A 23,484-nucleotide genomic window follows, 5' to 3' on the forward strand; every position below is an offset into this window, starting at 1 on the left:
CGCATGCGCAGCGATGCATGGATACGTTGGTATAACAATCTCCACGGACGGGGCACGGGTGAGTTCCACCGAATACGAGTCGGCCAGCGCGACCGGTGCTATTTCGAGCGACCTGCCAGCAGTCGCCACCGGAAATGCTGTTCCGAGCGACCTGCATGGTGCTGTGTCGAACGCAACGCCAGACACCGCCGAGCGGGCATACCTTCCGGTGTCATCGCAGAATAGGGGCATGGCACACCCGGGTTTCACCCCGACACAGCTCGCGGCCCGCGCCGCCTATCTGCTGCGGGGCAATGATCTGGGCACGATGACGAGCGCGGCGCCACGGCTGTACCCGCACATGTGGAGCTGGGATGCCGCGTTCGTCGCGGTCGGCCTCGCCCCGTTGAGCGTCGAGCGGGCGGTCATCGAGCTGGACACGCTGCTCTCGGCGCAGTGGAAGAACGGGATGATCCCGCACATCGTCTTCGCCAACGGCGTCGACGGATACTTCCCCGGCCCGGCCCGGTGGGAATGCCGGAAGCTGGCCGCCAACGCGCCCGACGGCCCGGACACCTCCGGCATCACCCAGCCACCGGTGCACGCCATCGCGGTGCAGCGGATCCTCGATCATTCGCGCAGGCACGGGCGCAGCACCAGGGCGGTGGCCGAGGAATTCCTCAACCGTCGCTGGCCGGATCTGGTGCGCTGGCATCGCTGGATGGCGCACGCCCGCGACCCCAAGGAAAGTGGCCGGATCACGCTGTACCACGGCTGGGAATCGGGCATGGACAACTCGCCGCGCTGGGATCGGGCCTATCAGAACGTGGTCGTCGGCGACCTGCCGCCGTATCGACGCAAAGACGTGCTGGTGGTCGCCGACCGGTCGCAGCGACCGAGCGACCGCGAATACGACCGCTATCTGTGGCTGGTCGAGCAGATGCGCCGAGCCGGATACGACGACTACCAGCTGTCCTCGACGATGAGCTTCGCGGTGGAGGACGTGTTCGTCACCGCGATCTTCGCGCTGGCCTGCGAGGTGCTCGCCCATATCGGCGAGGAGTACAAGCAGCCGAACGCCGATGTGCGTGACCTCTACACCTGGGCCGAGCGCTTCCGCGCCGGCGTTGTCGCGACCACCGACGCGCGCACCGGCGCGGCGCGGGACTTCGACGTCCGGCTGCAACGCTGGATCGGCACCGAGACGCTGTCGATGTTCGCACCGCTGCTGTGCGGTGGTCTGCCCCGCGACACCGAACGCAGCCTGCTGCGACTATTCGAAGGCCCGCGCTTCTGCGGCCATCCCGACCTGCGCTACGCACTACCGCCGTCGACCTCGCCCGTCTCGAAGGACTTCCGCTCCCGCGAGTACTGGCGCGGTCCAGTCTGGCCGGTGATGAGCTGGCTGTTCTCCTGGGTCTTCGCCCGCCGCGGCTGGGCGGAACGCTCGTTCATGCTCCGCGCCGAAGGGCTGCGCCAAGCCAGCGACGGCAGCTTCGCCGAGTACTACGAGCCGTTCACCGGCGCACCGCTCGGCAGCATGCAGCAGTCCTGGACGGCCGCCTCGGTTCTCGATTGGCTCGGCTGACCCAACCGGACACCGTGAACAGTCTTCGGTGAACATTGCGCAAATGCATCATGCGCAACACTGGCCACATCAAGAGCTTGCCGCTATCGTCGAACAGCATGGATAGCACTCGTTGGAGATCGACTCACGCTCTTGCGTTGTCCGCGATCGCTGTGGGCGGCATCCTCACCGCAACCATGCCGGGCACCGCGACGGCCGCACCGAGCGGACCGGATGTCTCGTCTTGGCAGCATCTCGACGGCCGGTTCATCGACTGGTTCGCGGTCCGACGCTCCGGCCACGACTTCGCGATGGTGAAGGCCACCGAGGGTCTGAACTACGTCAATCCGTACTTCATCCAGGACAGCTTGCTGATGCGCGCGGCAGGCGTCGCACGCGGGACCTACCACTATGCCCAGCCGAGCCTGCCGCCGCAATCACAGGCCGCGCTGTATGCGGCGACAGTGCTCGGACAGAACGGTCCGCTGGATCTGCCGCCGGTGCTCGACATGGAGAACGCGGGCGGCCTCGACCCGGCGCGGCTGATCAACTGGACCCGCCGCTACCTGGAAACCGTCGAGCTGCTGACCGGCCGGACCCCGATCATCTACACCTATCCGAACTTCTGGAAGACCGCCATGGCGAACACTGATGAGTTCGTCCACTACCCGCTCTGGATCGCCGACTACCGCGGCAACGACCAACCCGAGGTGCCCGGCGGCTGGCCGACCTGGACGTTCTGGCAGACCACCGACCGTGGCAAAGTTCCCGGCATCGCGGGCGGCACCGATGTGAACGTATACAGCGGCGCCCAAGGCGATTTCGCCCGCTACGCGCACATCAGCGGCCTGCTCGGCAGCAGCTGAGCGGCCGCGGCAGAAAAAGACGAAACCGCTACTCCCTGCAGGATGAGTAGCGGTTTCGTTTCCTTCACAGCAGGCGGCCTGCCGATCGATTAAACACCGATGCGGCCGCCGCCCTTCCTCCATACCACCGCGACCGAGGGCCGCGGCTGCTTGTCGCCGCCGTCGGGCCAGTGCGACAACGGGTTCTCGGGGGTCGCGTCGTCGGCCTCGCCCGGATGCTGCACGCACACCATGACTCGCGATTCGGTGACGATCGGACCACAGGTCTCGGCGCCGCGCGGCACCGTGAGGAATTGCTTGGTCTCACCGCGATTCGCACCGTCGAGCACCACGGAGAACAGACCGTCGTTCGACTTCAGAGCATTGCCGTCGGTGGAGATCCACAGGTTGCCGTAGGGGTCGAACGCGAGATTGTCCGGGCAGGAGATCGGGCTGACCTTGGTCTTGTCGAAGCCGGCGAAGTAGGTGTCCGCTGCGGCGGGGTCACCACAGACCAGCAGCAGCGACCAGGTGAACTTGGTCCCGGTGTGGTCGTCGTCGATTTCGAGGATCTGACCGTTCTTGTTCAGGTTGCGCGGGTTGGCCTCGTCGGGACCCTGCTTGCCTTCCTTGCCGCGGTTGTCGTTGTTGGTCAGCGCGACATACACCTTGCCGGTGTAGGGATTGGCCTCGAAGTCCTCCGGGCGGTCCATCTTGGTGGCGCCGACCTTGTCGGCGGCCAGCCGGGTGAACACCGCGACCTCGGCCGCGCTCATGCCCTCGACGAGCGATTTGCCCTTGCCGTCGGCACCCGTCTCCAGCAGCGGAAGCCACTCGCCGGTGCCGGTGAAGCCCTTGTCCGAAGGCACCGTGCCATTGCCGTCGACCTTGTCCGGATGGTTGCCGGTCAGCTTGGCGACATACAGCGTGCCCGCGTCCAGAATGGTCAGGTTGTGGCGCCTGCTCGCCTGGCCGGTCCCCGACTGGATCTTGCGCGAGGACACGAATTTGTACATGTAGTCGAACTTTTCGTCGTCACCGGTGTAGGAAACGACGTCGCCGTTCTTCGTGACATAAATGGTGGCGGCCTCGTGCTTGAGGCGGCCCATAGCACTGTGCTTGATCGGGGTGGAGGTGGGATCCCACGGGTCGACCTCGACGACATAGCCGAAACGGTTGGCCTCGTTGGGTTCCTGCGCGAGATCGAAGCGCTTGTCCGCACGCTCCCATTGGTTGGGGGTGCCGCCCTTGGTGAAACCGTATCGCTTGACCCGCGGCTTATCCGCCGATTCCGACACCTTGTCACCGTTGGCGAAGTAGCCGTTGAAGTTCTCTTCGCCGGAAAGCACAGTGCCCCACGGGGTCACGCCGCCGGAGCAGTTGGCGAAGGTGCCGAGCACCTTGGCGCCGGTCGGGTCGGCGGTGGTCGTGACGAACGCGCTGCCTGCGGCCGGACCGGTCAGCGCGAACTCGGTGGTCGCGGTGATGCGGCGGTTGTACTTGCCGAAGACCGGGGTCAGTTTGCCGGTACCCGCCTCGCCCTTGACCTCGACCACGGACAAGCCGTGCGCGGCCATGGTGATCGCGATCTGCTCGTCGGTCGGCGACTCTTTGTTGTAGCCGCGGAACATGTGCGGGCCGGTGGTGTACTCGTGGTTGACCACAAGCAGATAGCTGTTGGCCTGGCCCTCGATCGGCAGCAACGCGGCGAAGTCATTGTTGTAGCCGAACTGTACGGCCTGCGCGGCAGCGGTCTGCTTCTCGAAGTCGAAGGCCGGCGCGTCGGCGAAGAGCGGGTCGCCCCAGCGGATCACCACGGACTGCTCGTAACCCTCGGGGATCACGATCGCGTCTTCCTTGTTCGGCGCGACGGCGGTGAAGCCGGTTCCGGTACCCACCGGGCCCGCCGGGGTATTGGTCGGGGTGAGCGTGCCGGCCGCGGCGTCGTCACCACAGGCCGCGAGCACACTGCCCGCACCGACTGCCAGCACCGCCGCGGCGCCGCCCTTGATCAGCCCACGACGGTTCAGCGAGCTGACGATGTCACCGAAGTATGCACCGCCGGAGGTGTTGGGCACCTCGTGGAAGCACGCGTTCGCGCATTTGTATTCACAGGTGACGGAAGCGCGCGACGACTGGCCGTCATGCTTCACGAAGAGGGCGAGAGGTTTCACGGCGACTCCTGGATTGGTCCGACGCGCGCACGGTAAACGCCGCAGGCTATTCCCAGGAAACGCTCAGATGAACGATCGACCAATTAGGTGACCCTCAGTGCCGGCGAAAACACGAATGTCGCTCTCGCTCTCCGGAATGGAGCGACAGCGACATTCGTACTGCGGTCAGGCATTGACTTGCAGGGCGATCACGACCTCTTGTTCGTTCTCCGGCAGATAGTGGACCTGCAGGATGCGGCCGACCTGAACTCCGGCCACGCTCGCCGGTGGCAGGAATTTCTCGACTCGGGTGGCGAATGTTGTTCCGTCGGGCCGGGTCACGACGAGCCCGAGTTCGATTTTGGAGTGGCCGTTGCGGATTTCGCCCGGCACGGCGAGCGATTGCACCACCGCCTGGGCCGTGATGCCGCGGGCGGCGATATCGAGTTTGCCCTTGGTGGTGAATCCCCTTCGGATCATGGACTCGTTCATCGCCTGCTGCGCAGCCGAGGTGTCCCCCGAGCGATCCACCTCGACCTTGTCGGTTCGACCCGGCAGATAACGCACCGGCAGCACGACGCCGGGCTGCAGCAGGGCGAGTTCGGTGAGCGGGACGATCAGCTTCGCTGCGGAATCGAAGATCTTGCCGTCGACGCCCTCGACGCTGAACTCGATGCGCACCTGCGGCTGATCGTTGACGCTCAGCCCGGTCTGCCGAAACGACTTGATGGTGCCGATCCCGACGAGACCGTTGCGGAACGAGGAGCTGTTGCCCCCGGTGAACGCCTCCAGGATGCCTTCGCCGGTGAACGCGAAAACGAGCGGGACAACGGTGAGCGCGATGATCGGCAGCGCCATGTGGGGACCGACCCAGGCGAGCATGCCGTCGTCGTACGCCCCGGAGGGGACATAGGTCAGGCCGTGCCAGAGATAGAAGCCGACGGAGAAGATGCCGAATGCGGCGGCGAGAGAGCGGGCGATGGTTTTCATGATGTGCCTTCGGTGGGTAAGCGGGTGTGTGGATGACCCGTCGGCCCGCGCACGCCCGGGCCGCCCCGCCACCCCTCGCAATGACGGGGCGGCGGCGGACGTGCCGGGCATGAGCGGAGTCGGCGCCTGGTCGCGGATCAGCCGCCGACGACCGTCGAGCAGGCGAAGGTGATGTCGAATTTCGCCGTCGTAGGGCCCGCGAGCGGGTTGCTCATGTCGGGGCCGCCGACGCCCTCACCGGTGATCTTGTAGGTGTTGCCGTCCTTGACGAGCTTGGCCGAGCCGCCCGGCATGCCGTTGCCGAAGCCCAGCGCGTAGGGCAGACCGTTGGAGCCACCCTTGCTGCCGGCGATCGCCACCGCGTCCACGGTGTCGGTGCCGGAAATGGACGCGCTGACGCCGAGAGTGCCGTAGGTCGCGTTGTTGGTGTCGTTGAGCGTGAGGGCCAGCGTGCCGCCCTGCTTGGCGCAGAGGGTTTCGAACTTCCCTTCGAGCGCCTTGCCGTCCACCGCGGCCACCGACTTGCCCGCTGCCGGACCGGACGGCGCCGCGGAGGTGGCCGGCTTGGCCGAAGGAGCGGCGGGCGAGGTGCTCGCGTCGTCGCTGCAACCTGTGACGAACAGGGCGAGCGCGGCGGCGGCGGTAAGAGCGGCGGCGGAGATGCGAGCCGGCTTGGTGTTCATGATTTCGTTCCTTTGCTTCGTCCGGCCCCGGTGTGGAGCCGATACGAGAAAGGTAGGAACCGGTCGCGCCCTACCGATCCCAGGTTTTCCGGTGTCTGAAATGGCTGATATTCCGATAACCTGGTCGAATGCGACGGCCGCGCGCGATGGTGCTGGACGAGGTTTGGCGCCGCCTCGACGGTGTCGAGCCCCTCAGTGGGCCGCACGGCGGGCCACTGCGCCGCACCGTCAAACTCATTCTCGATCCATTGGTGATCCGCCCTGTCCAGAACCCGCTCTGCGCGGGCCCGATACTCACCGCGGACGGCGCGACCCTGCTCGCCACACGCATGCACGCCGCCGCGGATGTACTGCGCGCGACCGCGTCGTGGTTCACGCTGCTCAAGCAGGTCCGGCGCGCCCTGCGAATCACCGAAGGCAATCCACAGGATCTGTATTTCCAACGCTGCTTCGAGCTCGCGACGACGACAGGCGCACCGGATCAACTGCGGGACAGAGCAATTGCCGAAGCCGCGCTACGTGATATCCACGAATTCACCGCCGGGCGGACAACGCAGGCACTCAAGGAGCACCTCACCGACGGCACACACATCGGCGCGCTCGGCGCGCTGATCGATGTCGCATGGCAGCGACGGCCGCTGGGTGCGCCGACGGGTGATCACAGCCTCGTGGTGCGCTCGCTGCTGGAGGCGTGCGCGGCCGCCCGACTCGGGCAGGCACCGCACAATGGACAAAAGGAGTTCGACCGCCTGCTCGCCGCCCATGCGGGCACGCACGGGGGAATTCGGCTCTGGGACAACGTATCCACACCGACCGCCCACGAGCTGGGGCTCACCGCGCGTCCCGCGCCACAGCCACCCGAGCTCGGCACCTCGGCCTCGACGGCCAACCTCGGCCTGCCATTCGACCGCACCATCTATGAGCGCGTCTTCACCGTGCTGCAAGCCTCCAGCGAACGTGCCGAGCTGCCGCCGATTCCGGAGCTGGTGACGACCGAAATCGCCCGCAGTTGTGCGCCGTGGGCGCTGCTCGACGAGTCGCTGCGCGTCGTGGCGAGCGCGGGAATCGCACTCGCGCAAGGGTTGAGCCCCATTGCGACGGTCGCGCGGCTGCCACGTCATGGTCAGGTCGTCAGTGCGTCGCACGATGCGGAGACGACGGCGCATCGCGTGATCAACAGCCGCTGGCAGCGGGAGGCGTATGTGCTGCAGGCGCGGCGGCTCGCGGTGAGTTCCGACCATTCCGCGACCATTGGACCACTTGCCGCCATCGCCGCCGAACTGCGCACGCCATGGCGGCCCTACCTCCGGCGACTGTGGGTTCGCCTGCACGGCCGCGATGTCAGGGAGTTCGGCATCTACGAGCCCGACGAGCTGTGGGATCTGCTCGATGGTGTCGCTCGCTCCGTCATGCTCGATCACCGGATGCGGGTCAAGCGGGCGCTGAGCGCGAGTTCCCTTGCCCAAGAGCCGGACCCAGCGGAATCGAGGGCGAGCTGATGACCGGGACCGTGACCGTACGCCGGGTCGAGGGCGGCCTGTGGATCATCGCACCCGAGGGCGCACCGACCGTGCTGGACGATGCGGCGGATGTCGATATCGTGGTGCTCGAAGTATCGGGCGGGCATCTCACCTGGAGTCTGTCTTCCGGACAACCGATTCCGGCCGCGGTCATCGAGGACATGACGCTTGCCCAGGAGTGGATATGGGCCGTGTACGGCGCAGCCATCGCGCTAGCCGTCGACGAATTCGACAGTGAGACAACCGAACTCACGGTGCAGCCGGCGCTCCCTCGGCTTGCCGCGAACGTATGGCGACTGGGATACGCACACTGGGCGGCGCGGTGGTGGCCGGCCTCGACCATCGACGGCATCGCACCACTCGACGAACGGCTGCTCGACCAGGAAATCGCCGCCCTGCGAGAGGAATGCGAATTGATTGTCGACGACGATGCCGAGCCGGTGTCGAGCGAGGACCTGTCGACGTTCGACATCCCCTCTCGCGCGCAGGACTACGCATTGGCGGCGGGCTCCGCCTCCGGAACGTCGGCAAATGCGCTCGTCCTCGCGCGTGGCAGCGGTGGCTGGGATTGGCACCGCTGCCCACCCGGGCTCATCGATGCCTCCGAGCACGCGGTGTCCTGGCAGGTGTCCCGGTCTCCCGGCACGACGACCATCGGGGTGGAGGTGGTTGCCGCGCCCCGTATGGCCGCCGATATTCCGGCGCACCTGCATCCGCGCGCACTGATCGCCGTTGCCGCGGAAACGGTCGATACCGAGCTGAACCTCGTCGGTGATACCTGGACCGGACAGGCGAGCACGTCCTCGGAGGCGGTGTCGTCGGTGGAGCTCTATGTGCCCGGCGTCGGCACGCCCGGCCTCGGGGACTCGGGTGTCCGCCAGCAGGTGCGCGACATCGCCGCAGCACGACTGCGGCGTGCGGCAGCCGACGACGACGCAGCCTTCGACGCGCCATTACTTGCCGAAATTGCCGCCGCCGCTTCGGAATCGGACTTCTGATATGGCCGAAGGCGCGGATGACGGAAGCAAGCTGCTTGCGGAAGGTGCGGCGGCCTACAGCCGCGGCGAGGTTGCCGAAGCGCTGCGCCTTTTCGAAAATATCGCGGCCACCAGCACCGCGGGTCTGCGCGTGAGCGCACTGGTCAATGCCGCGAGCATGCGCGATGAGATCGGCGATCACGCGGGGGCGGTAGTCATGTTTCGCGAAGCGCTGGACGAGATGCCCGCGGATGCCATCGAGAAACGCCCCGCCGCACTGGTCAATCTGTCCCAAGCGTTGCAACATGTCGGCGACCTCGACGGAGCGCAACAGGCTTTGGAGCAGGCGCGGACGATACTCACCGAGCACAACAACGAGACTCACCTGCGCGTGGCCTGCCTGGTGTCGTTGACCGCCGTCGCCTTCCATCGCCAGGACTGGGCGTACGCGATCGAGCTGGCCACCGAATCACTCGACGCAGCAGTACGTTTCGCGCCCTACCTGGCGGGACATCCGCTGTCGACCCTCGGCGGCATCTACTTCGAAACCGGCCGCCGCGAGCTCGCGCTCGACTTCGCGCAACAGGCGCTCGCCGCATTCGACACCGCGGGCGACCACAATGCGGTCGCCGAGACCGAACAGAATCTGGCCATCATGTACGTCAGGCTGGACCGCTTCGACGAGGCGGAACAACCGTTGCAGTCCAGCCAGGAGTACTTCGAGCAGGCCGGGCTCGGGTATCGGGCCGGCGTCGGCCTCAAGACCATGGGATTTCTCGCCGAGGGCCGTGGCGACGCCGATCGGGCCTACGAGCTGTACGGCCGCAGCCTGGCCTACTTCCGTGCATCAGGAGCGGCACTGGACGCGGCCGATGTCCAGGCGCGCCTGGCGACCGTGGACTACAAGACCGGTCGATTCGATGCGGGCGAGGCGCTGCTGGCCGCGGCTTTCACCGCTTACGCCGAGCGCGGCCTCGGATTGCAGTGCGCGCAACTCGACTTCTGGCACGCGGCGCTGCTGGAGATGGTGCTCGAGCAGTCCGAGACTCCCGATCCCGAGCTGCTTTCTCGGGCAGTCGATCTGGCCATTTCTTCCGCGCTCGCCATCGATGCCGTGCGCCATACGCTCCCGAACGGCAATCAGCGTGAGCAATGGAACCGCCGAATCGCCGACCCGGCGATGCGCATGGCCTTCCGGTTCGCCTACCTGTCGGGCAATGGCCCCCTGCTGGTAGATCTCATCGAAACACAATGCGCTGGTACGGCATTGCCGGCGACTGCACCCGCACCCGACACCGAACACGTAGCCACAAAACAACTTCCACTCGAACTGCTCGATCCGCAGGAAGCCGCGGACGAACCGTCTCCTGCACCGCAACTCGGTATGCCGATGCAATTGGGCACGGGCCGACAATCCGGCGGCGCGCCACAGCTCGCAACGGCATTGGCCGCGGTCGCGGCGAGTGCGGGACTGCCGGTTGCGCCACCGCCGCGCCTGGCCGTCGCCCCCGACGGACATATTGCGCTCGCCGCCTACATCACCGCCGCCGAACAGCGCTACGGCCGGCCGGTTCGGGACAGTCGGGTGCTGCCCGCATGACAAACCCACCGGAACAACCGACGGTCATCGTGCGCATGGCCGATGCCGGCGATCTCTACATGTCATGGCGCTGGATCGGGAATGTCCACAGCCAGGGCGCGAGCATGCTGCCCGAAGCGGCGATCACCGATGCGGTGCGAAGGTTGGCCGCTGCCCTGCCCAACCCTGCCGAGCCGGACGCACTCGAACGCGCCGTAACGACCGGGGCTTTCGCCGCGCATGACTCAGAATATCTTGTCGCGCAAGCTCTTTCACGGGCGCTGCTGCCCTACGGACTGGCCGTCCAGTTGTACGACCTGTACACGCGGGGGATACGTCCGCATATACGGCTGCAGCCGTCGCCGCGGTTGGCCCAGGTGCCCTGGGAGATCATCGCTCCGGACCCCGCGCTGCGCCTCGTCGATATCGCGGACGTCAGCCTGCTCGCCCCGGCCGGCATCGTGCACAGCCGAGGACGCACGGCCCGAGCCTGGCACGACATGCGGGAACAGCCCGTGGTGGCGGTACTGGATCCGCGCATTCCGGGATACCGCGCCGATTCCATCCTCGGATCGGTGCTCGGCCGGATGGACGCCGATACTCCGGTCGCTCGCCGCTTCGCCGAATACCACACGCTCGGCCGCCTCCTGCCCGCCGTCGAGGACGCGATCGAAGCATTTCGCCGCACCGATGTCGATCGCGATTGGCTCGGAAAAGCCTTGCGAGAAGGCGCAAGTCGATTGGTCTACGTGGGTCACGTCACCGCGGCCGCACCCGAATCCGGCCAAAGCGAAGACGCCGAACTGCATTTGTCCTGCACCGCCGACACCGTCGGCTTCGCCGCACCCACCCGCGCACACCGCCCGCTCTCGGCCAAAGACCTGCTGCTCGGCACCCACACCCTCACCCAGGATCCCCTCGACGGACCGCAACTCTGGCCGATCCCGAGCCGAGTCGCCCTCATCGCCTGCGAAAGCGGCGGCGATATGCGCTTCAGCGAAGCACTCGGCCTCGTTGCCGCCATGATCAACGGCGGCGCCGAACTGGTTACCGCCAGCAGATGGCCCCTCCCCACAGATCTCGCCTTCCAACGCCTGGCAGGCGCACCTCCCGAAGCCCACCCGCTACAGGACGCCATCTGCGCCATCGATGCCGCCCACGAACACCCCGACCCGACAACCGCCCTCGCCGAGTGGCAACGAGCCCGCCTCACCCAATGGCGCACCGACCGATCCATCGAACACTCCCCCATACTCTGGGCCGCCTTCGCCACCGTCAGCACCTGAGCGCCACCATGCGGAGATCCCGAGCCGCCGAACCCTGTCAGCGATAGGCGTCGGAGCGTTTGGCGACGGTGAAGACCGTCAGGACCTGCTCCTTGTCGTCGATCTCGTACACGATGCGGTACTGCCCGATGCGGATTCGCCAGTCCTGACTCCCGACAAGCTTTTTCGAGCCGGTCGGTCGCGGATCCTTGGTCAGCGCGATGATCGCGTGCAAAGCGACCTCGAGTACGTCACGAGGCAGCTTCTGCAGTTGTTTCAGGACGTCGGGATGGAATGCAATTCTCACGAGGCGAGCACCGATGCCGGGTCCACACCCAGTGCATCGAGCATCTCCGACATCGACATCGTCTCGTATGCTTCTTCACGCATGTGACGCAGCCGCAGCACGTCCACGAGATCTGCATGCTCGTGCAGCCGCTCGTAGTCGGCCATCGAGATGATCACCGCGACCTCGCTGCCACTATCGGTGACGATCACCTCTTCACCTGTCGCAGCGACCCCACGGACGATGGCACCGAGTTGCATCCGCAGATCCCGCAGGCTGTGCGTACTCATGTTCAACATGTTACACATTCGACGATGGTGCCGAGATGGATGGGCGGCAGGACCTGGCTGATCTAGGCGCGGTGGGTGAGGAGGTGTTCCATGATGAGGCGGGTCAGGGCTTCGGGGGCTTGTTCGGGGATCCAGTGGGAGACGTCTTCGAGCATTTCGAAGCGGTAGGGGCCGGTGACGTGGCGTTCGGTGGCCATGGCGGCGGTGGAGCCGATGGTGCTGTCCTCGGTGCTCCACACGTAGAGAGTCGGGACTGCCACGGCTTCGGTCGGGGCCGCGAGATGCATGGCCCGGTACCAATTCAGGGCCGCGGTCAGGGCATCGGGCTGGGTAAGGCGGTGGACGTAGTCGTCGATCCGCTCTTCGGGAATTTTCCATTCGAAGATCTGGCGGAGTGCGGCCGCATCGTCGGCGAGCAGCACGCGCTCGGCAACCCGGGGTCGGCGCAGCAGCGCGAAGTAATTGGAGCGTTGAGCCTGGTCTTCGTCCTCGGTGAGCGCGCGAAGGAAGGCGGCAGGGTGCGGTAGCGACACCGCGGTCCAGGTGCGAATTCGCTCGGGCATGGCTGCCGCGGCGGCCCAGCCCACATAGGCGCCCCAGTCGTGGCCGACGAGATCGAATCGCTGCCAGCCGAGCTCGTCGGCGATGGCGGCGACATCGCCCACCAATTCCTCGACTCGGTAGTCGGCGACGTGTTCGGGACGCGCACCGGGGGAATAGCCGCGCTGATCAGGGGCGACGACATGGCAGCCACCGTTGCCGAGTGCGTCGATCTGGAACTCCCACTCGATGGCGGCTTCCGGAAAACCGTGCAGGAGCATGACTTCGCGACCACCGGGTTCCCCGCAGGCCAGCGCATCGAAGGTGCCCGCCGCGGTGGGAATCTTGATTGCCTCGATCACCCCGTCGACTCTAGAGGCCGACCCCGACAGCTCCACAGGGCCGCGTCAGAACCCCGGAAACGACGAACGCGGCATCGGCAGGAAGCCGATACCGCGTGGGTCGATGGTGGTTGTCGTCGTGGTGAGTTCGGGTCACTTATTGCGGCGCAGTCCGAGGTACTGCAGAGCGGCGAACCCGCCGACGGTGGCGGCTTGCATGACCGTCCAGACACCTCCGATCGTGTTGACCTCGAGTGCGCCTTCGATCAGGGCGGCGAGGCTGATGACGGCCCAGGCGGCGTTCCCCGTGATGACGGTTCGAACCAGGCCGGTGTTGATGGTGGCGGGTGTGCTGATGAGGGCGACGGCGATGCCGTAGAGGGTCAGAAAGATCCCGATCGGGATCCCGATGCGGGTGTCGAGGCCGAGCAGGGTTTCCAGTGGTCCGGAGAGGGCGAGGTAGGCCACGCCGTTGACGCCGGTGATGACGGCGTCCAGTCGCAGCGAAGTGCGCAGCAGTTTCGGTCCGGGTGCGAGCAGGGTGTTCAGGTAGGACGATGCGGCGGTGGTGGTGGTGGACATGATCGTGGGTTTCCTTCTGGTGGAACGGTTTTGGGGGTGAGGGTCGTGCGAGTGGCACATCGTGGAGTGGGGTTGTGGGTGTTTGCCTCGGTGATGCGCCACTCGTGGGCGACGGCCCGGTAGGGTTCGGGCTGCGGCGGGGTGGGTGGTGTCCGGCGGGATTCGGGCCGGGCTCGGCTGTGCCGGGCAGGTTCGGGTTGGTGTCCGGCCCTTATCAGCAGGACAGAGACCAATTAATGGCGCTGTCGGCCGGAGTCCGACAGTCGGCTCCGGCCCGGATTCCGGTGGGGTGGATATCCGTCCACGCCGGGCTGGGTTTCGGACTCTGCCGGGGGTTTCAGACTCCGGCGGGGACTTTGTCGAGGAAGCCCAAGACCTGGGTGATGCGGTTGTCCTCGATGACTGCGACGTCGAAGCCGACGACGACGGCGGGGCCGTCGGCGGGGCCGAGGTTCCAGGTGAAGCGGACCTGGTTGTGGTGGGCGTCGACGGGGCCTGCGAGGGTGAAGACCCAGTCGGGGAATTGGGCTTGCACGCCGGCGATCGCGGCGTCGAGTTCGTGGTGGCCGGTGACGGTGACCAGGGGGTCGGTGTAGGTGGCGGTTTCGGTGAAGACGCGGGCGATCGCGGCGGTGCGGGCGGTGGGGTCGGTAGCGTTCCAGGCTTCGAGGTACTGGGTGACGATGGTGTTCATGATGGCCTCCGAAAGGGCTTGTGGTCTGCGGTTTCTCGGTGTCCGTGTTGGACGAGAACTACGTTATGACCTGGCCGTGGGGTGGCGAATCAGTCGTCTATAAGTACTTTCCGCAGCGGGGCTACCTACATCGGGTCACAGCCTCCGCACCATCTCGAATTCCAGGCGCGGATCGCCTTCCGCGATCGGACCGTGCACGCCGGTTCGGACGAACCCGTGCCGCAGGTAGAGCCGTTCGGCCGCGGTGTTGCCGTCCGACACCTCTAGCCACACCGCGCGATACCCCGCCTCGGCGGCCCACGCGATCACCGCGCGCACGAGCAGACCCGAAACCCCGGTGCCGCGCGCTTCAGGAGCAACCCACATCGAAATCAGATGGGCGCCATCGCGTTCCACGTCCTCGAGCCCGCCGACCGTGCCGATGTCCACACCATCCGCACTCGCGAGGAACTGCGCGCGCTGCGCCAGCAATCTGCGCCAATCCTGTTCCGTCCGAGCCTGCGCCCACGCCAGCGTCGACCCGAACGCCGACGGCGCATCGGCCAATGCCCGCAACCGGATGTCTCGAAACCCCGCCCAATCTTCGGCCGTCAGACGCCGAATCCCCACTTCCCCCAATGCGACCCCCTCCATCGAGTGGCATCAGGCCACAACAACCGTGCCGAGTGCCCCGTTGTACCACTCGAAAAGTAACCCCATCGCCGCACCCGAAGGCACGGCGATTCAACGGGTTTCAGTGTTCGTCGTAATGACCGTTGTGGGCGGCGTGACGGTGACCATCGTGCAGGTAGTCGACATGGTCGCCGTGCTGGACCGCGTCGTGGCCGCAGCCTTCGCCGTGCACGTGATCGTGGGCGGCGCACTCCGTGTGGCCTGCGGGCTCGCATTCGTCCCAGTGGCCCTCGTGCCGGCGGTGCAGGTGGCCGTCGTGGGCATAGTCCACGTGGTCGCCGTGCGCCACCTCGACGTGGCCACATCCCGGGCCGTGGACGTGCTCGTGTTCGGTGTGCTGCCGGTGTGCGGTGGTCATCAGACTTCCTTCCCGATAGCTGGACAGGTGGAGCCGATTGTGCCGAACACATTAGCAGGTGCGCATCTATGCAGTTTGCTCAGGGTGTGCTACAGGTCACATCGACCGGGTCACAGCACCTGGGAGAGGAAACGCTGCAGGCGTGGGGTCTGAGGGTCGTCGAACAGCGATTGCGGGGTGCCGATCTCGACGACCTGACCGGCGTCCATGAACACCACGCTGTCGGAAACACTACGGGCGAAACCCATTTCGTGGGTCACCACGATCATCGACATACCGCCCGAGGCCAGCTCGGCCATGACCGCGAGGATGCCCTTGACCAGCTCGGGGTCCAACGCCGAGGTCGCCTCGTCGAAGAACATGATCTCCGGCTTCATGGCGAGCGCGCGGGCGATAGCCACCCGCTGCTGCTGGCCACCGGAGAGGTTCGACGGACGTGAATCGGCCTTTTCGGCCAGCCCGACAACCTGCAGCTGTTCGATAGCCAGCGCCCGCGCCTCGTCCTTGGACAGCCCGCGCAGCTTGCGCGGGCCGAGGGCGACATTCTCGGCGACCGTCTTGTGCGGGAACAGGTTGAAGTGCTGGAACACCATGCCGATGCGCTGGCGCAGCCGGTCGGGGTCTTCGGTCAGCACCGACTTCCCGTCCAGCAGCACGTCGCCCCGATCCGGCTCGTGCAGCCGGTTGAGCACCCGCAGCAAGGTCGACTTGCCGGAGCCGGACGGGCCGATGACGGTGGTGGTCTTGCCCGCGTCGACGTGCACGTTGATACCGCGCAGCACATGGTTGCGCCCGAGCGTCAGATGCAGGCCGGTACCGGTGAGGGAGGCACTCATTTAATTTATCCGCGCCCTTCCGTGATTGTGGCCGCCTCGACCTGGTCGATGGGTTGGTCGGGCCTGCCGGTGCGCATGCGGCGGTCGATGTAGTTGACGAGGTGGGTGAGCGGGACGGTCAGCAGCAGATAGACCAGGCCCGCCGCGACCAGCGGGGAGAGGTTTCCGGTCTGCGCATTGAGGTCGCGGCCGACGGCGAACAGTTCGCGCTGGGTGGCGAGCAGGCCGAGGAAGTAGATCAGCGAGGAATCCTTGATGAGCGCGATGAACTGGTTCATCAGCGCGGGCAGCACGCGCCGGACACCCTGCGGGATCACCACCAGGGTCATCGCCTGGCGGTAGCCGAAACCGATGGCGCGTGCCGCCTCCAACTGACCGGGCTCCACCGACTGGATGCCGGAGCGGAAGATCTCACCGATATAGGCCGAGGCCAGCAGGGCCAGCGCGATCGCGCCGAGCCAGTAGGGATTGTTGCCGGTGACACCGCGCACCACCGGGCCGATGCCGAGGCCGATGATCAGGATGATCACCACGGCGGGTAGACCGCGGAAGATATCGGTGTAGACGCGAGCCGGCCAACGCAGCCATCGGGTCCTGGAGATCCCGGCGACCGCGAGCAGCATGCCGAGCACGGTGCCGAGGACACCCGAAACCAGCGCGAGGATCAGCGTGTTCGGCAGGCCGGTCTTGAACAGGTCGGGAAAAGCCTTGCGATACAACGACCAGTCGAAGAACGTGTCCTGCAACTGCTGCATCGTCGACTTGGGCGCGCTCTGTGCGGTTTCGGTCGGCTTCTTCTCCGCAGCGATGGCGGCGAAGTCCGGAAGCTGCGGCGCGGGTGCGGCTTTCGAGCCCGGCTTCCAGCCCGGCGGCAACTGCCTCGGCACCCAATCGGTGTAGAGCTCGGCGTAGGTGCCGTCGGCGATCACTGCGTCGAGGCCGCTGTTGAGCGCGTCGATGAGCGGCTGGTTGTCCTTGGCGACCGCGTAGCCGACGAAATTGTCCAGGCTGAAGGTGTTCTGGATGATCGACGTTCCGTCACCCGGCTGCACCTGCCCCTCGGCCTGCGCCGACGGCGCGACCCAGGCATCGACCTGGCCGGACTTCAAGTTCGCGTAAGCGGTGGCGTAATCGGGAAACTTCACCGGATCCAGGTGCAGCTGGTTGACCACGTAATCGTCCTGCACGGTGCCCTGGACGACGGCGATCCTGGTGCCGCGCCCCAGGTCCGAGAAGCCCTTGATGGCGCTGCCGTTGGCCACGACGAGGGAGAAGTAGCCGAAGTCGTAGCCGTTGGTGAAGCCGACGCGTTCGCGGCGCTCCGCGGTGGTGGTGATGTTCGACGAGCCGACATCGAAGCGGCCGCCGGAGACCTGCGACAGCAGCGGTGCGAACTCGGTGCCCGAGAACTCGACCTGCAGACCGAGTTTCGCACCGATCGCACGCAGCAGCTCATTGTCGAAGCCGGTGAAAGTGCCCGTCGAGTTCAGGCAGATGCTCGGCGGCGCGTCCGAGAGTGTGCCGACGCTCAGCTTGCCCGGTGTGATCAGCCGCAGCTTGCCGGTGTCGATGGACCCGACCGGTGCGGCAGTCGCCGTGGTGTACCGATCTACCCCGGCGGACGCCGCCGACCCGAGGTTCGTCGGCGCCGCGGACGCGGCACTGATCCCGGGTGGCGAGCATTGATTGCGGTCGGACGACGAATCGTCGCCGGAACCGCACGCCGTGGCCGCGAGGCCAACGGCGAGCAGCATCACGGCGATCAATGCACGAGACCGCACAGCGGGCAGACCAGCCATGATCCAGAACCCTAGACCGGAACTACCGCAATCCCACAGTTACACCAGTGGCTCCGCGAGGTCCACATCCCGCAGTTTCGGCGGTGTATCCGGCGCTGCCGAGTTCGGATCACCGTGATCCGAACTCGCCGTCGCCATGGAGCTGCATGCCGGGCAATCGGTCAGGCGAGGCCGCTGACCGGCTCCGGATTGATCTCGTCGCGCCAGCGGATCGCCCGCTCGACCTCACCCAGATCGTAGTTCGGGCCGCTGACACCGATGGTGAACAACGTCACGCCCGCGGCGAGGAGCGCGGGGGCGTTCTCCGCCCCCGGCCAGTGCACCGAACGCTCGATATGTCCTTCGTCGGTGCCGACCGTCGCGCAATGCTCGGCGAGCACCTTGTTCTTGTGCGCGAGAACCTCGAGGTCGGCAAAGGTGTGCCAGATGTCGGCGTACTGGGCGACCAGCCGCAGCGTCTTCTTCTCGCCACCGCCGCCGATGAGGATCGGGATGTCGCGGGTCGGCCGCGGATTCAGCTTCCGCAATCGGGCATCGATGCGGGCCATGTTCTCCTTCAGGAGATCGAGCCTGGTTCCCGCGGTGCCGAATTCGTAGCCGTATTCGTCGTAATCCTTCTGGAACCAACCCGCGCCGATCCCCAGGATCAGTCGACCGTCGCTGATGTGGTCCACGGTGCGCGCCATATCGGCGAGCAGGTCGGGGTTGCGGTAGCCGCCGCCGGTGACCAGCGCACCGAGCTCGACGCACTCGGTCTGCTCGGCGATCGCGCCGAGCATCGTCCAACACTCGAAGTGCGCGCCGTTCGGATCACCGGTCAGCGGGTAGAAGTGATCCCAGTTGAACACGATGTCGACACCCGCGTCTTCCGACCGCAGGACGGCGTCGCGGATGAGTCCGTAATTCGGTGCGTGCTGTGGTTGTAGCTGAACTCCGATACGAACCGGTCGGGTCATTTCCATGCTCCTCGTCGCTCGGTCTAACTCCCCGATCGAGGCTACCGGCGATGGCCCGATCCGGTCGGCTACCTTCCTCATGAGCGATCCAGCCCGAAGGCGGTCGATGCCATCCGCCCCGTTTCCGAAATCTAGGAAACGGGTACAGGCCAGCTACGTGTCGGCTAACTTTGATGTGGGCGACGCGAGGTACCGCCGAGCAGATTCCATCTGCGCGGCGGCACCGTCGAGCGCGGGAAACGACTTTCAGCACGGCGATGAGTCTGCCGGGCGATTCCGCAGCTGCCTGTTCGAGTAATTCGGGTTGCTGGTGATTAACCTGCCGTCAGCGGGTATCCACGTCCTGTGAGGCTGATACGAATGCCAGGCGTGTATCGACCGCAGGCCGATACGACCTTGCTCATGCAGGCAATGCTCACTGCCACGATTCCACTCGACAAACGAGTCCTCGACATATGTACCGGCACGGGCGCTCTGGCCATTCGAGCAGCGATGGCGGGCGCTCGCAGCGTGACAGCCGTGGACATCTCTTGGTCCGCGATCGTTTCGGCGTGGCTCAATAGTCGAGCACGAGGTATCCGACTCGAATTGCTGCACGGGGAGCTTGCGCACATTCCGCACCGCAGGTTATTCGACTTGGTGCTTGTCAATCCGCCATACGTGCCTTCTCCGAAAGAAGTGCCCGCCCGCGGACGAGCGCGCGCATGGGAAGGCGGAGCCGGCGGCCGAGCTGTGCTGGATGTTCTATGTCGGATGATGCCGCGCATGCTCGATAGCCACGGCATCGGGCTGATGGTCCATTCGGCGCTTTGCGAGCCAGAGGCCACACTGTCTCAGCTACGCGATGGTGGGCTCAAAGCTGCAGTGGTGGCGCGCGAAATAGCGGCTTTCGGGCCCGTAATGCGTGAACGTGTGGACTGGCTGGAATCAGTTGGGCTCATCGAGCCAGGACAACGACATGAAGAGTTGGTGGTGATCCGTGCCGACCGAACACAAGAATGAGCGCCGCAGAGTGACCCTCACTCGAGACGGGCCCGCTTTGATCGAAGGTCCCGTGGAGTTGGTTATGGATGACGGCACCACCGTCACGTCGGACCGGTTCCTGGTCGCCGTCTGCATGTGCCGCCGATCAGGCAACTATCCATTCTGCGATACCAGTCATCGCAAGCACCGAACCAAACCTGTCGCAGAGTGAAAATGTCCCGCTGCCTTGCTATCTCATGGCGCTGGTTTCACCCTGACGATCCGTATCACGCGCACCAGAAATGGCGCTCACCAGGGCAATCATCTATTAGTCCCTGGACATCCGACCACCTGAGTCGAGCTCGCGCAAGGAACTGCGTCCGGACTGCCAGCTTCCGAGCACCTGCTCTGCGAACCGATCCTCCAGCAGATTCGTTGCCTGGATACCGAAGACGACCGACGCCGTCAGCTCAGGTTCCTGAGTGAGTAAATTCTCGATGACGTCGCGGCGCATGACCTGTTCGTGTACAGCGTCGGCCTCGACATGTTCGGTGTAAAAGAGCACACAAGCAGGATCCGCATCCAACCGCTCCAGTGCATCCACCATCCGCCGCGCTCCAGGTGGCGAGGCGATCTCTACTGAGGCGAAATGACCGACCAATGCTCCCCGCAGGTCACGATGCAGCCCGAAGAGCGACATCATATTCACCACCGCAAGCATTGGAGCAGGAACGACGTTCAGATAATAGAGATAGCCGGATGCCAGCCCCGCCCCCGCTAAAAGATCCGCAAACAGCCGGGCATGTATTCGATCGCCGCGCCCACCGCCGAACTCGTCGAATTCAACAGCAACCAGGGATGCCTTGGCCTGTCCGCGCAACCGCGGAATCACCCAAGCGTATGGATCGGCCTCCTTGTGGTGATAGATCGAGCGATGCACGAAATATTCACAAACCTGCCACCATTCGCCGTGATCGCGGAGGTGCTGACTGACTCCAGTCGAGTCGATGGGCTCGAGGAGCAAGGCATCGAGCTCCTCTTTCAGCTCTTGGCCGCCCGCGACATCCCGCCGGAGAGCTGCCAAAAATCGGTGCTCCAGTTCCGCGCGGAACCCGAGCAGGCCGGGATCCCATTCCCAGCCCGGATCAACCGACTCGAAGCCCTGATAGTGCAACTCGTAACACATATTTAGCGCCAGCTGCAGATCTTCGCCGTAAGGATCAACGTCATCAGGGATGACGGCGATAGCGGCGCCGGTTCGGCCGCCCAGCAGGTCCACGACTGCGCGCGAGAGCGGGCCGCGCGGCCGCGGCAGGGTGGGGAACTCGATGCCGATCATGCTCGACGCTTACCCAAAACACCCCTGGTTACGCCGGGACCACGTCAGTGCGGTTGAGGCGACAGCCGCCGACTGCAGATCCTCGCCGGAAACCTGGCCGAACGCGTGGTGTCCGGACTGTCGGACACCGGTGTCGAAGACCGCTGACCGGCTGAACGAGGAGACATGAAGCCCTTCTTGCGGACCGCGGACGGTAGCCTACGACCTCCTGACCACACGGCTGTCGCGAATTCGCCACGCTGCACGTGTTCGGTGGCCCGGATCGAGAAGCAGGACACGCGAAGTCGCCTCGGTGACACGGGGTTCACCGAGGCGACTGGAGCCGGGGGCACAGACGAGCTGGCGTGAGTTGGTCGCGGTCACGCTCGCTTGTTGAATGTGGAGGATGCCCACAGGTACCCGACGAGAGCGATCCCGACGCACCAGGCCACGGCGGCGACCGCGTCGCCGGTGTCCGGTGCGCCGTTGAGCAAGCCGCGCACGGTTTCGATGATCGGCGTGAAGGGTTGGTACTGCGCGAACTGCCGCAGGCCCGGCCCCATCTTCTCCGCCGGTACGATCGCGCTGCTGAAGAACGGCAGCATGACCAGCGGTACGGCGGCCAGACCCGCCGTTTCCACAGACTTCGCCGCCAGACCCAAGGCGACCGTGAGCCAGCCGGCCGCGACACCGAGCAGCACGACGATGCCGGCCACGCCGAGCCAATCGAGGAAACTCGCCGCCGGGCTGAATCCAAGCAGGAAGGCCACCCCGATGAGGGCCGCGATGGCGACCACATTGGTCAGCACACTGGCGACGACATGACCGGTCAACACCGCACCACGGGAGACGTCCATGACCTTGAATCGGTTGATGATGCCCTTGGTCATGTCGGAGTTCACCGCGGTCGCGGTGGCCCCCAGCCCGTAGCAGACGGCCAGCAGCATCAGTCCCGGCGTCGCGTAGTCGATGTAGTCGACACCGACGTTGAACGCGTCACCGAACATGTACACGAACATCAACATGATGATGATCGGCATCAGGACCGCGTTGAACACCGATGTCGGGTTCCGGGCGATGTGTTTGAAGTTGCGGCGCAACATGACAATCGAGGGGGACTTGGTGCTCATTTCGCGGAAACCTCCGTGGTGCGGCCCGTCAGGGCGAGGAAAACGTCGTCGAGGTCGGGGGTGTGCACCGAGAACTCCTCGGCGCTGAGTGAGTACTCGTCGAGCCGGTCCAGCAGAGCCCGCAGCGATTTCGTCCCGCCGTCGCTGGGAACCCGCAGGGTCAGTGCCTCGTCGTCCCGCGTGGAGTCGGGGAAGATAGGCGCCGCCGCATCGAGTTGGGAGACGTTGGTGAACCGGAGCCGGATGTGCGTTCCCGGGATCTGGCGCTTGAGTTCGTCGGGAGTGCCCTGGGCAACCAGGCGGCCCCCGTCGAGCACCGCGATCTGATCGGCGAGCTGATCGGCTTCTTCGAGATACTGCGTGGTGAGGAAGATGGTCACGCCGTCGGCCACCAGGTCACGGATGATCGACCACATCGTGCGACGGCTGCGCGGGTCCAGTCCCGTCGTCGGCTCGTCCAGGAAGATGATCTTCGGGTTGCCGACGAGGGTCATCGCCAAGTCCAGTTTCCGCCGCATACCGCCGGAGTAGGTCGAGGCGGGCTTGCGCGCCGCTTCCACCAGATCGAAGCGTTCCAGCAGCTCTGTGACGATCCGCTTGCCGTCTTTGGCGGGGACCCCGAGGAGGTCCACCATCAGCTGCAGGTTCTCCTGCCCCGTCAGCAGCTCGTCCACCGCCGCGAACTGACCGGTCACCCCGATCGCCGCGCGCACCGCCTTGGCCTCGGTCGCGAGGTCATGGCCGGCAACGCGGACCGACCCGCCGTCCGCCTTCATCAACGTGGTCAGCACGTTCACCGTCGTCGTCTTACCCGCGCCGTTCGGGCCGAGCAGGGAAAAAACCGTGCCCGCAGGAACATCCAGATCGATGCCGTCGAGCACGACCTTGTCCCCATATGTCTTCCGCAGCCCGGAAACTGCGATCGCTGAATTTCTCATGTGACCACCATCGGCACCCGGCCTGACACCGACCTGTCACGCCCCTGACATGACCACTGACACGGTGTACTACCTCGTCGCGCCAGGTCAGGACGCTGCGCGGCCTGATCGCCGACGAGGACGCTCCGGGAGGACGGCCATCGTGGACACTCTCGTTCCGCGGATCAAGGTCATCGTGCCCGTGAACTGCCGTTTCGGCTCGAGGTGACACGGAGTCAGAGGC

Annotated in this window: 24 protein-coding genes; 8 read left to right on the forward strand and 16 right to left on the reverse strand. The window is 65.6% G+C overall.

What is annotated here, in order from left to right; genetic code table 11:
* Positions 1-229 precede the first annotated feature (229 nt).
* Positions 230-1,567 (forward strand): glucosylglycerate hydrolase, encoded by a 1,338-nt coding sequence (gene ggh, locus ACLMAL_RS26045; protein WP_412001468.1) that lies wholly within the window; start codon positions 230-232, stop codon positions 1,565-1,567.
* Between the two features lie 98 nt (positions 1,568-1,665).
* On the forward strand, positions 1,666-2,412 hold the full coding sequence (locus tag ACLMAL_RS26050; protein WP_412001469.1) for a glycoside hydrolase family 25 protein: 747 nt from the start codon (positions 1,666-1,668) through the stop codon (positions 2,410-2,412).
* Between the two features lie 89 nt (positions 2,413-2,501).
* On the opposite strand, the gene ACLMAL_RS26055 is transcribed toward ACLMAL_RS26050, so the two are convergent.
* The 3 genes from ACLMAL_RS26055 to ACLMAL_RS26065 all read right to left on the reverse strand — a co-directional run bounded on the left by ACLMAL_RS26055 (position 2,502) and on the right by ACLMAL_RS26065 (position 6,217).
* Positions 2,502-4,565, reverse strand: coding sequence for a PhoX family protein (locus ACLMAL_RS26055; RefSeq protein WP_412001470.1), 2,064 nt, complete (start codon positions 4,563-4,565; stop codon positions 2,502-2,504).
* Between the two features lie 165 nt (positions 4,566-4,730).
* Positions 4,731-5,534 carry a hypothetical protein gene (locus ACLMAL_RS26060; protein ID WP_412001471.1) on the reverse strand — a complete coding sequence of 268 codons (804 nt, stop codon included), beginning with the start codon at positions 5,532-5,534 and terminating at the stop codon, positions 4,731-4,733.
* 137 nt (positions 5,535-5,671) lie between these two features.
* Positions 5,672-6,217 (reverse strand): lipoprotein LpqH, encoded by a 546-nt coding sequence (locus tag ACLMAL_RS26065; RefSeq protein WP_412001472.1) that lies wholly within the window; start codon positions 6,215-6,217, stop codon positions 5,672-5,674.
* A gap of 146 nt (positions 6,218-6,363) precedes the next feature.
* On the opposite strand from ACLMAL_RS26065, the gene ACLMAL_RS26070 reads away from it, so the two are divergent.
* The 4 genes from ACLMAL_RS26070 to ACLMAL_RS26085 are packed head-to-tail and all read left to right on the forward strand — an operon-like array spanning position 6,364 to position 11,579.
* Positions 6,364-7,716 (forward strand): hypothetical protein, encoded by a 1,353-nt coding sequence (locus ACLMAL_RS26070; protein ID WP_412001506.1) that lies wholly within the window; start codon positions 6,364-6,366, stop codon positions 7,714-7,716.
* Positions 7,716-8,735 (forward strand): hypothetical protein, encoded by a 1,020-nt coding sequence (locus ACLMAL_RS26075; protein ID WP_412001473.1) that lies wholly within the window; start codon positions 7,716-7,718, stop codon positions 8,733-8,735. The genes ACLMAL_RS26070 and ACLMAL_RS26075 overlap by 1 nt, the downstream gene beginning before the upstream one ends.
* 1 nt (position 8,736) lies before the next feature.
* Entirely contained in the window at positions 8,737-10,314 is a 1,578-nt protein-coding gene (locus tag ACLMAL_RS26080) for a tetratricopeptide repeat protein (protein ID WP_412001474.1), read from the forward strand.
* Positions 10,311-11,579: a CHAT domain-containing protein gene (locus ACLMAL_RS26085; protein WP_412001475.1), complete on the forward strand. Its 1,269-nt coding sequence runs from the start codon at positions 10,311-10,313 to the stop codon at positions 11,577-11,579. Before ACLMAL_RS26080 ends, ACLMAL_RS26085 begins: the two co-directional genes overlap by 4 nt.
* A gap of 37 nt (positions 11,580-11,616) precedes the next feature.
* Here the strand turns inward: ACLMAL_RS26085 and ACLMAL_RS26090 are convergent, their stop codons facing one another.
* The 10 genes from ACLMAL_RS26090 to ACLMAL_RS26135 form a co-directional block, all read right to left on the reverse strand.
* Positions 11,617-11,865: a type II toxin-antitoxin system RelE family toxin gene (locus tag ACLMAL_RS26090; protein ID WP_412001476.1), complete on the reverse strand. Its 249-nt coding sequence runs from the start codon at positions 11,863-11,865 to the stop codon at positions 11,617-11,619.
* On the reverse strand, positions 11,862-12,134 hold the full coding sequence (locus ACLMAL_RS26095; protein WP_412001477.1) for a type II toxin-antitoxin system Phd/YefM family antitoxin: 273 nt from the start codon (positions 12,132-12,134) through the stop codon (positions 11,862-11,864). The genes ACLMAL_RS26090 and ACLMAL_RS26095 overlap by 4 nt, the downstream gene beginning before the upstream one ends.
* 62 nt (positions 12,135-12,196) lie before the next feature.
* Positions 12,197-13,036 (reverse strand): alpha/beta fold hydrolase, encoded by an 840-nt coding sequence (locus tag ACLMAL_RS26100; RefSeq protein ID WP_412001478.1) that lies wholly within the window; start codon positions 13,034-13,036, stop codon positions 12,197-12,199.
* 132 nt (positions 13,037-13,168) lie between these two features.
* Positions 13,169-13,597 carry a hypothetical protein gene (locus ACLMAL_RS26105; RefSeq protein ID WP_412001479.1) on the reverse strand — a complete coding sequence of 143 codons (429 nt, stop codon included), beginning with the start codon at positions 13,595-13,597 and terminating at the stop codon, positions 13,169-13,171.
* Between the two features lie 337 nt (positions 13,598-13,934).
* Entirely contained in the window at positions 13,935-14,291 is a 357-nt protein-coding gene (locus tag ACLMAL_RS26110) for a nuclear transport factor 2 family protein (RefSeq protein WP_412001480.1), read from the reverse strand.
* Between the two features lie 135 nt (positions 14,292-14,426).
* Positions 14,427-14,900, reverse strand: coding sequence for an N-acetyltransferase family protein (locus ACLMAL_RS26115; protein WP_412001481.1), 474 nt, complete (start codon positions 14,898-14,900; stop codon positions 14,427-14,429).
* Positions 14,901-15,024: 124 nt separating this feature from the next.
* On the reverse strand, positions 15,025-15,321 hold the full coding sequence (locus ACLMAL_RS26120) for a hypothetical protein (RefSeq protein ID WP_412001482.1): 297 nt from the start codon (positions 15,319-15,321) through the stop codon (positions 15,025-15,027).
* A 110-nt stretch (positions 15,322-15,431) separates the two neighbouring features.
* A complete protein-coding gene (locus ACLMAL_RS26125; RefSeq protein ID WP_412001483.1) occupies positions 15,432-16,157 on the reverse strand; it encodes an amino acid ABC transporter ATP-binding protein in 726 nt (241 codons plus the stop codon).
* A gap of 5 nt (positions 16,158-16,162) precedes the next feature.
* Positions 16,163-17,956 (reverse strand): ABC transporter substrate-binding protein/permease, encoded by a 1,794-nt coding sequence (locus ACLMAL_RS26130; protein WP_412001484.1) that lies wholly within the window; start codon positions 17,954-17,956, stop codon positions 16,163-16,165.
* A gap of 161 nt (positions 17,957-18,117) precedes the next feature.
* On the reverse strand, positions 18,118-18,912 hold the full coding sequence (locus ACLMAL_RS26135; RefSeq protein WP_412001485.1) for an LLM class F420-dependent oxidoreductase: 795 nt from the start codon (positions 18,910-18,912) through the stop codon (positions 18,118-18,120).
* A gap of 360 nt (positions 18,913-19,272) precedes the next feature.
* Between ACLMAL_RS26135 and ACLMAL_RS26140 the strand changes: the two genes are divergently transcribed.
* Both ACLMAL_RS26140 and ACLMAL_RS26145 read left to right on the forward strand, forming a co-directional pair.
* A complete protein-coding gene (locus ACLMAL_RS26140; RefSeq protein WP_412001487.1) occupies positions 19,273-19,914 on the forward strand; it encodes a HemK2/MTQ2 family protein methyltransferase in 642 nt (213 codons plus the stop codon).
* A 10-nt stretch (positions 19,915-19,924) separates the two neighbouring features.
* Positions 19,925-20,107 carry a CDGSH iron-sulfur domain-containing protein gene (locus ACLMAL_RS26145; RefSeq protein ID WP_412001488.1) on the forward strand — a complete coding sequence of 61 codons (183 nt, stop codon included), beginning with the start codon at positions 19,925-19,927 and terminating at the stop codon, positions 20,105-20,107.
* Positions 20,108-20,203: 96 nt separating this feature from the next.
* Here the strand turns inward: ACLMAL_RS26145 and ACLMAL_RS26150 are convergent, their stop codons facing one another.
* From ACLMAL_RS26150 to ACLMAL_RS26160, 3 genes are all read right to left on the reverse strand, one after another.
* Positions 20,204-21,214, reverse strand: coding sequence for an iron-containing redox enzyme family protein (locus ACLMAL_RS26150; protein ID WP_412001489.1), 1,011 nt, complete (start codon positions 21,212-21,214; stop codon positions 20,204-20,206).
* A 359-nt stretch (positions 21,215-21,573) separates the two neighbouring features.
* Positions 21,574-22,323, reverse strand: a complete 750-nt coding sequence (locus tag ACLMAL_RS26155; protein ID WP_328407394.1) for an ABC transporter permease — start codon at positions 22,321-22,323, stop codon at positions 21,574-21,576.
* Positions 22,320-23,261 carry an ATP-binding cassette domain-containing protein gene (locus ACLMAL_RS26160; protein ID WP_412001490.1) on the reverse strand — a complete coding sequence of 314 codons (942 nt, stop codon included), beginning with the start codon at positions 23,259-23,261 and terminating at the stop codon, positions 22,320-22,322. The genes ACLMAL_RS26155 and ACLMAL_RS26160 overlap by 4 nt, the downstream gene beginning before the upstream one ends.
* Positions 23,262-23,484 lie beyond the last annotated feature (223 nt).

Origin of the sequence: Nocardia sp. CWNU-33 (genome assembly GCF_046764895.1) — a bacterium.
Classification (GTDB): domain Bacteria; phylum Actinomycetota; class Actinomycetes; order Mycobacteriales; family Mycobacteriaceae; genus Nocardia.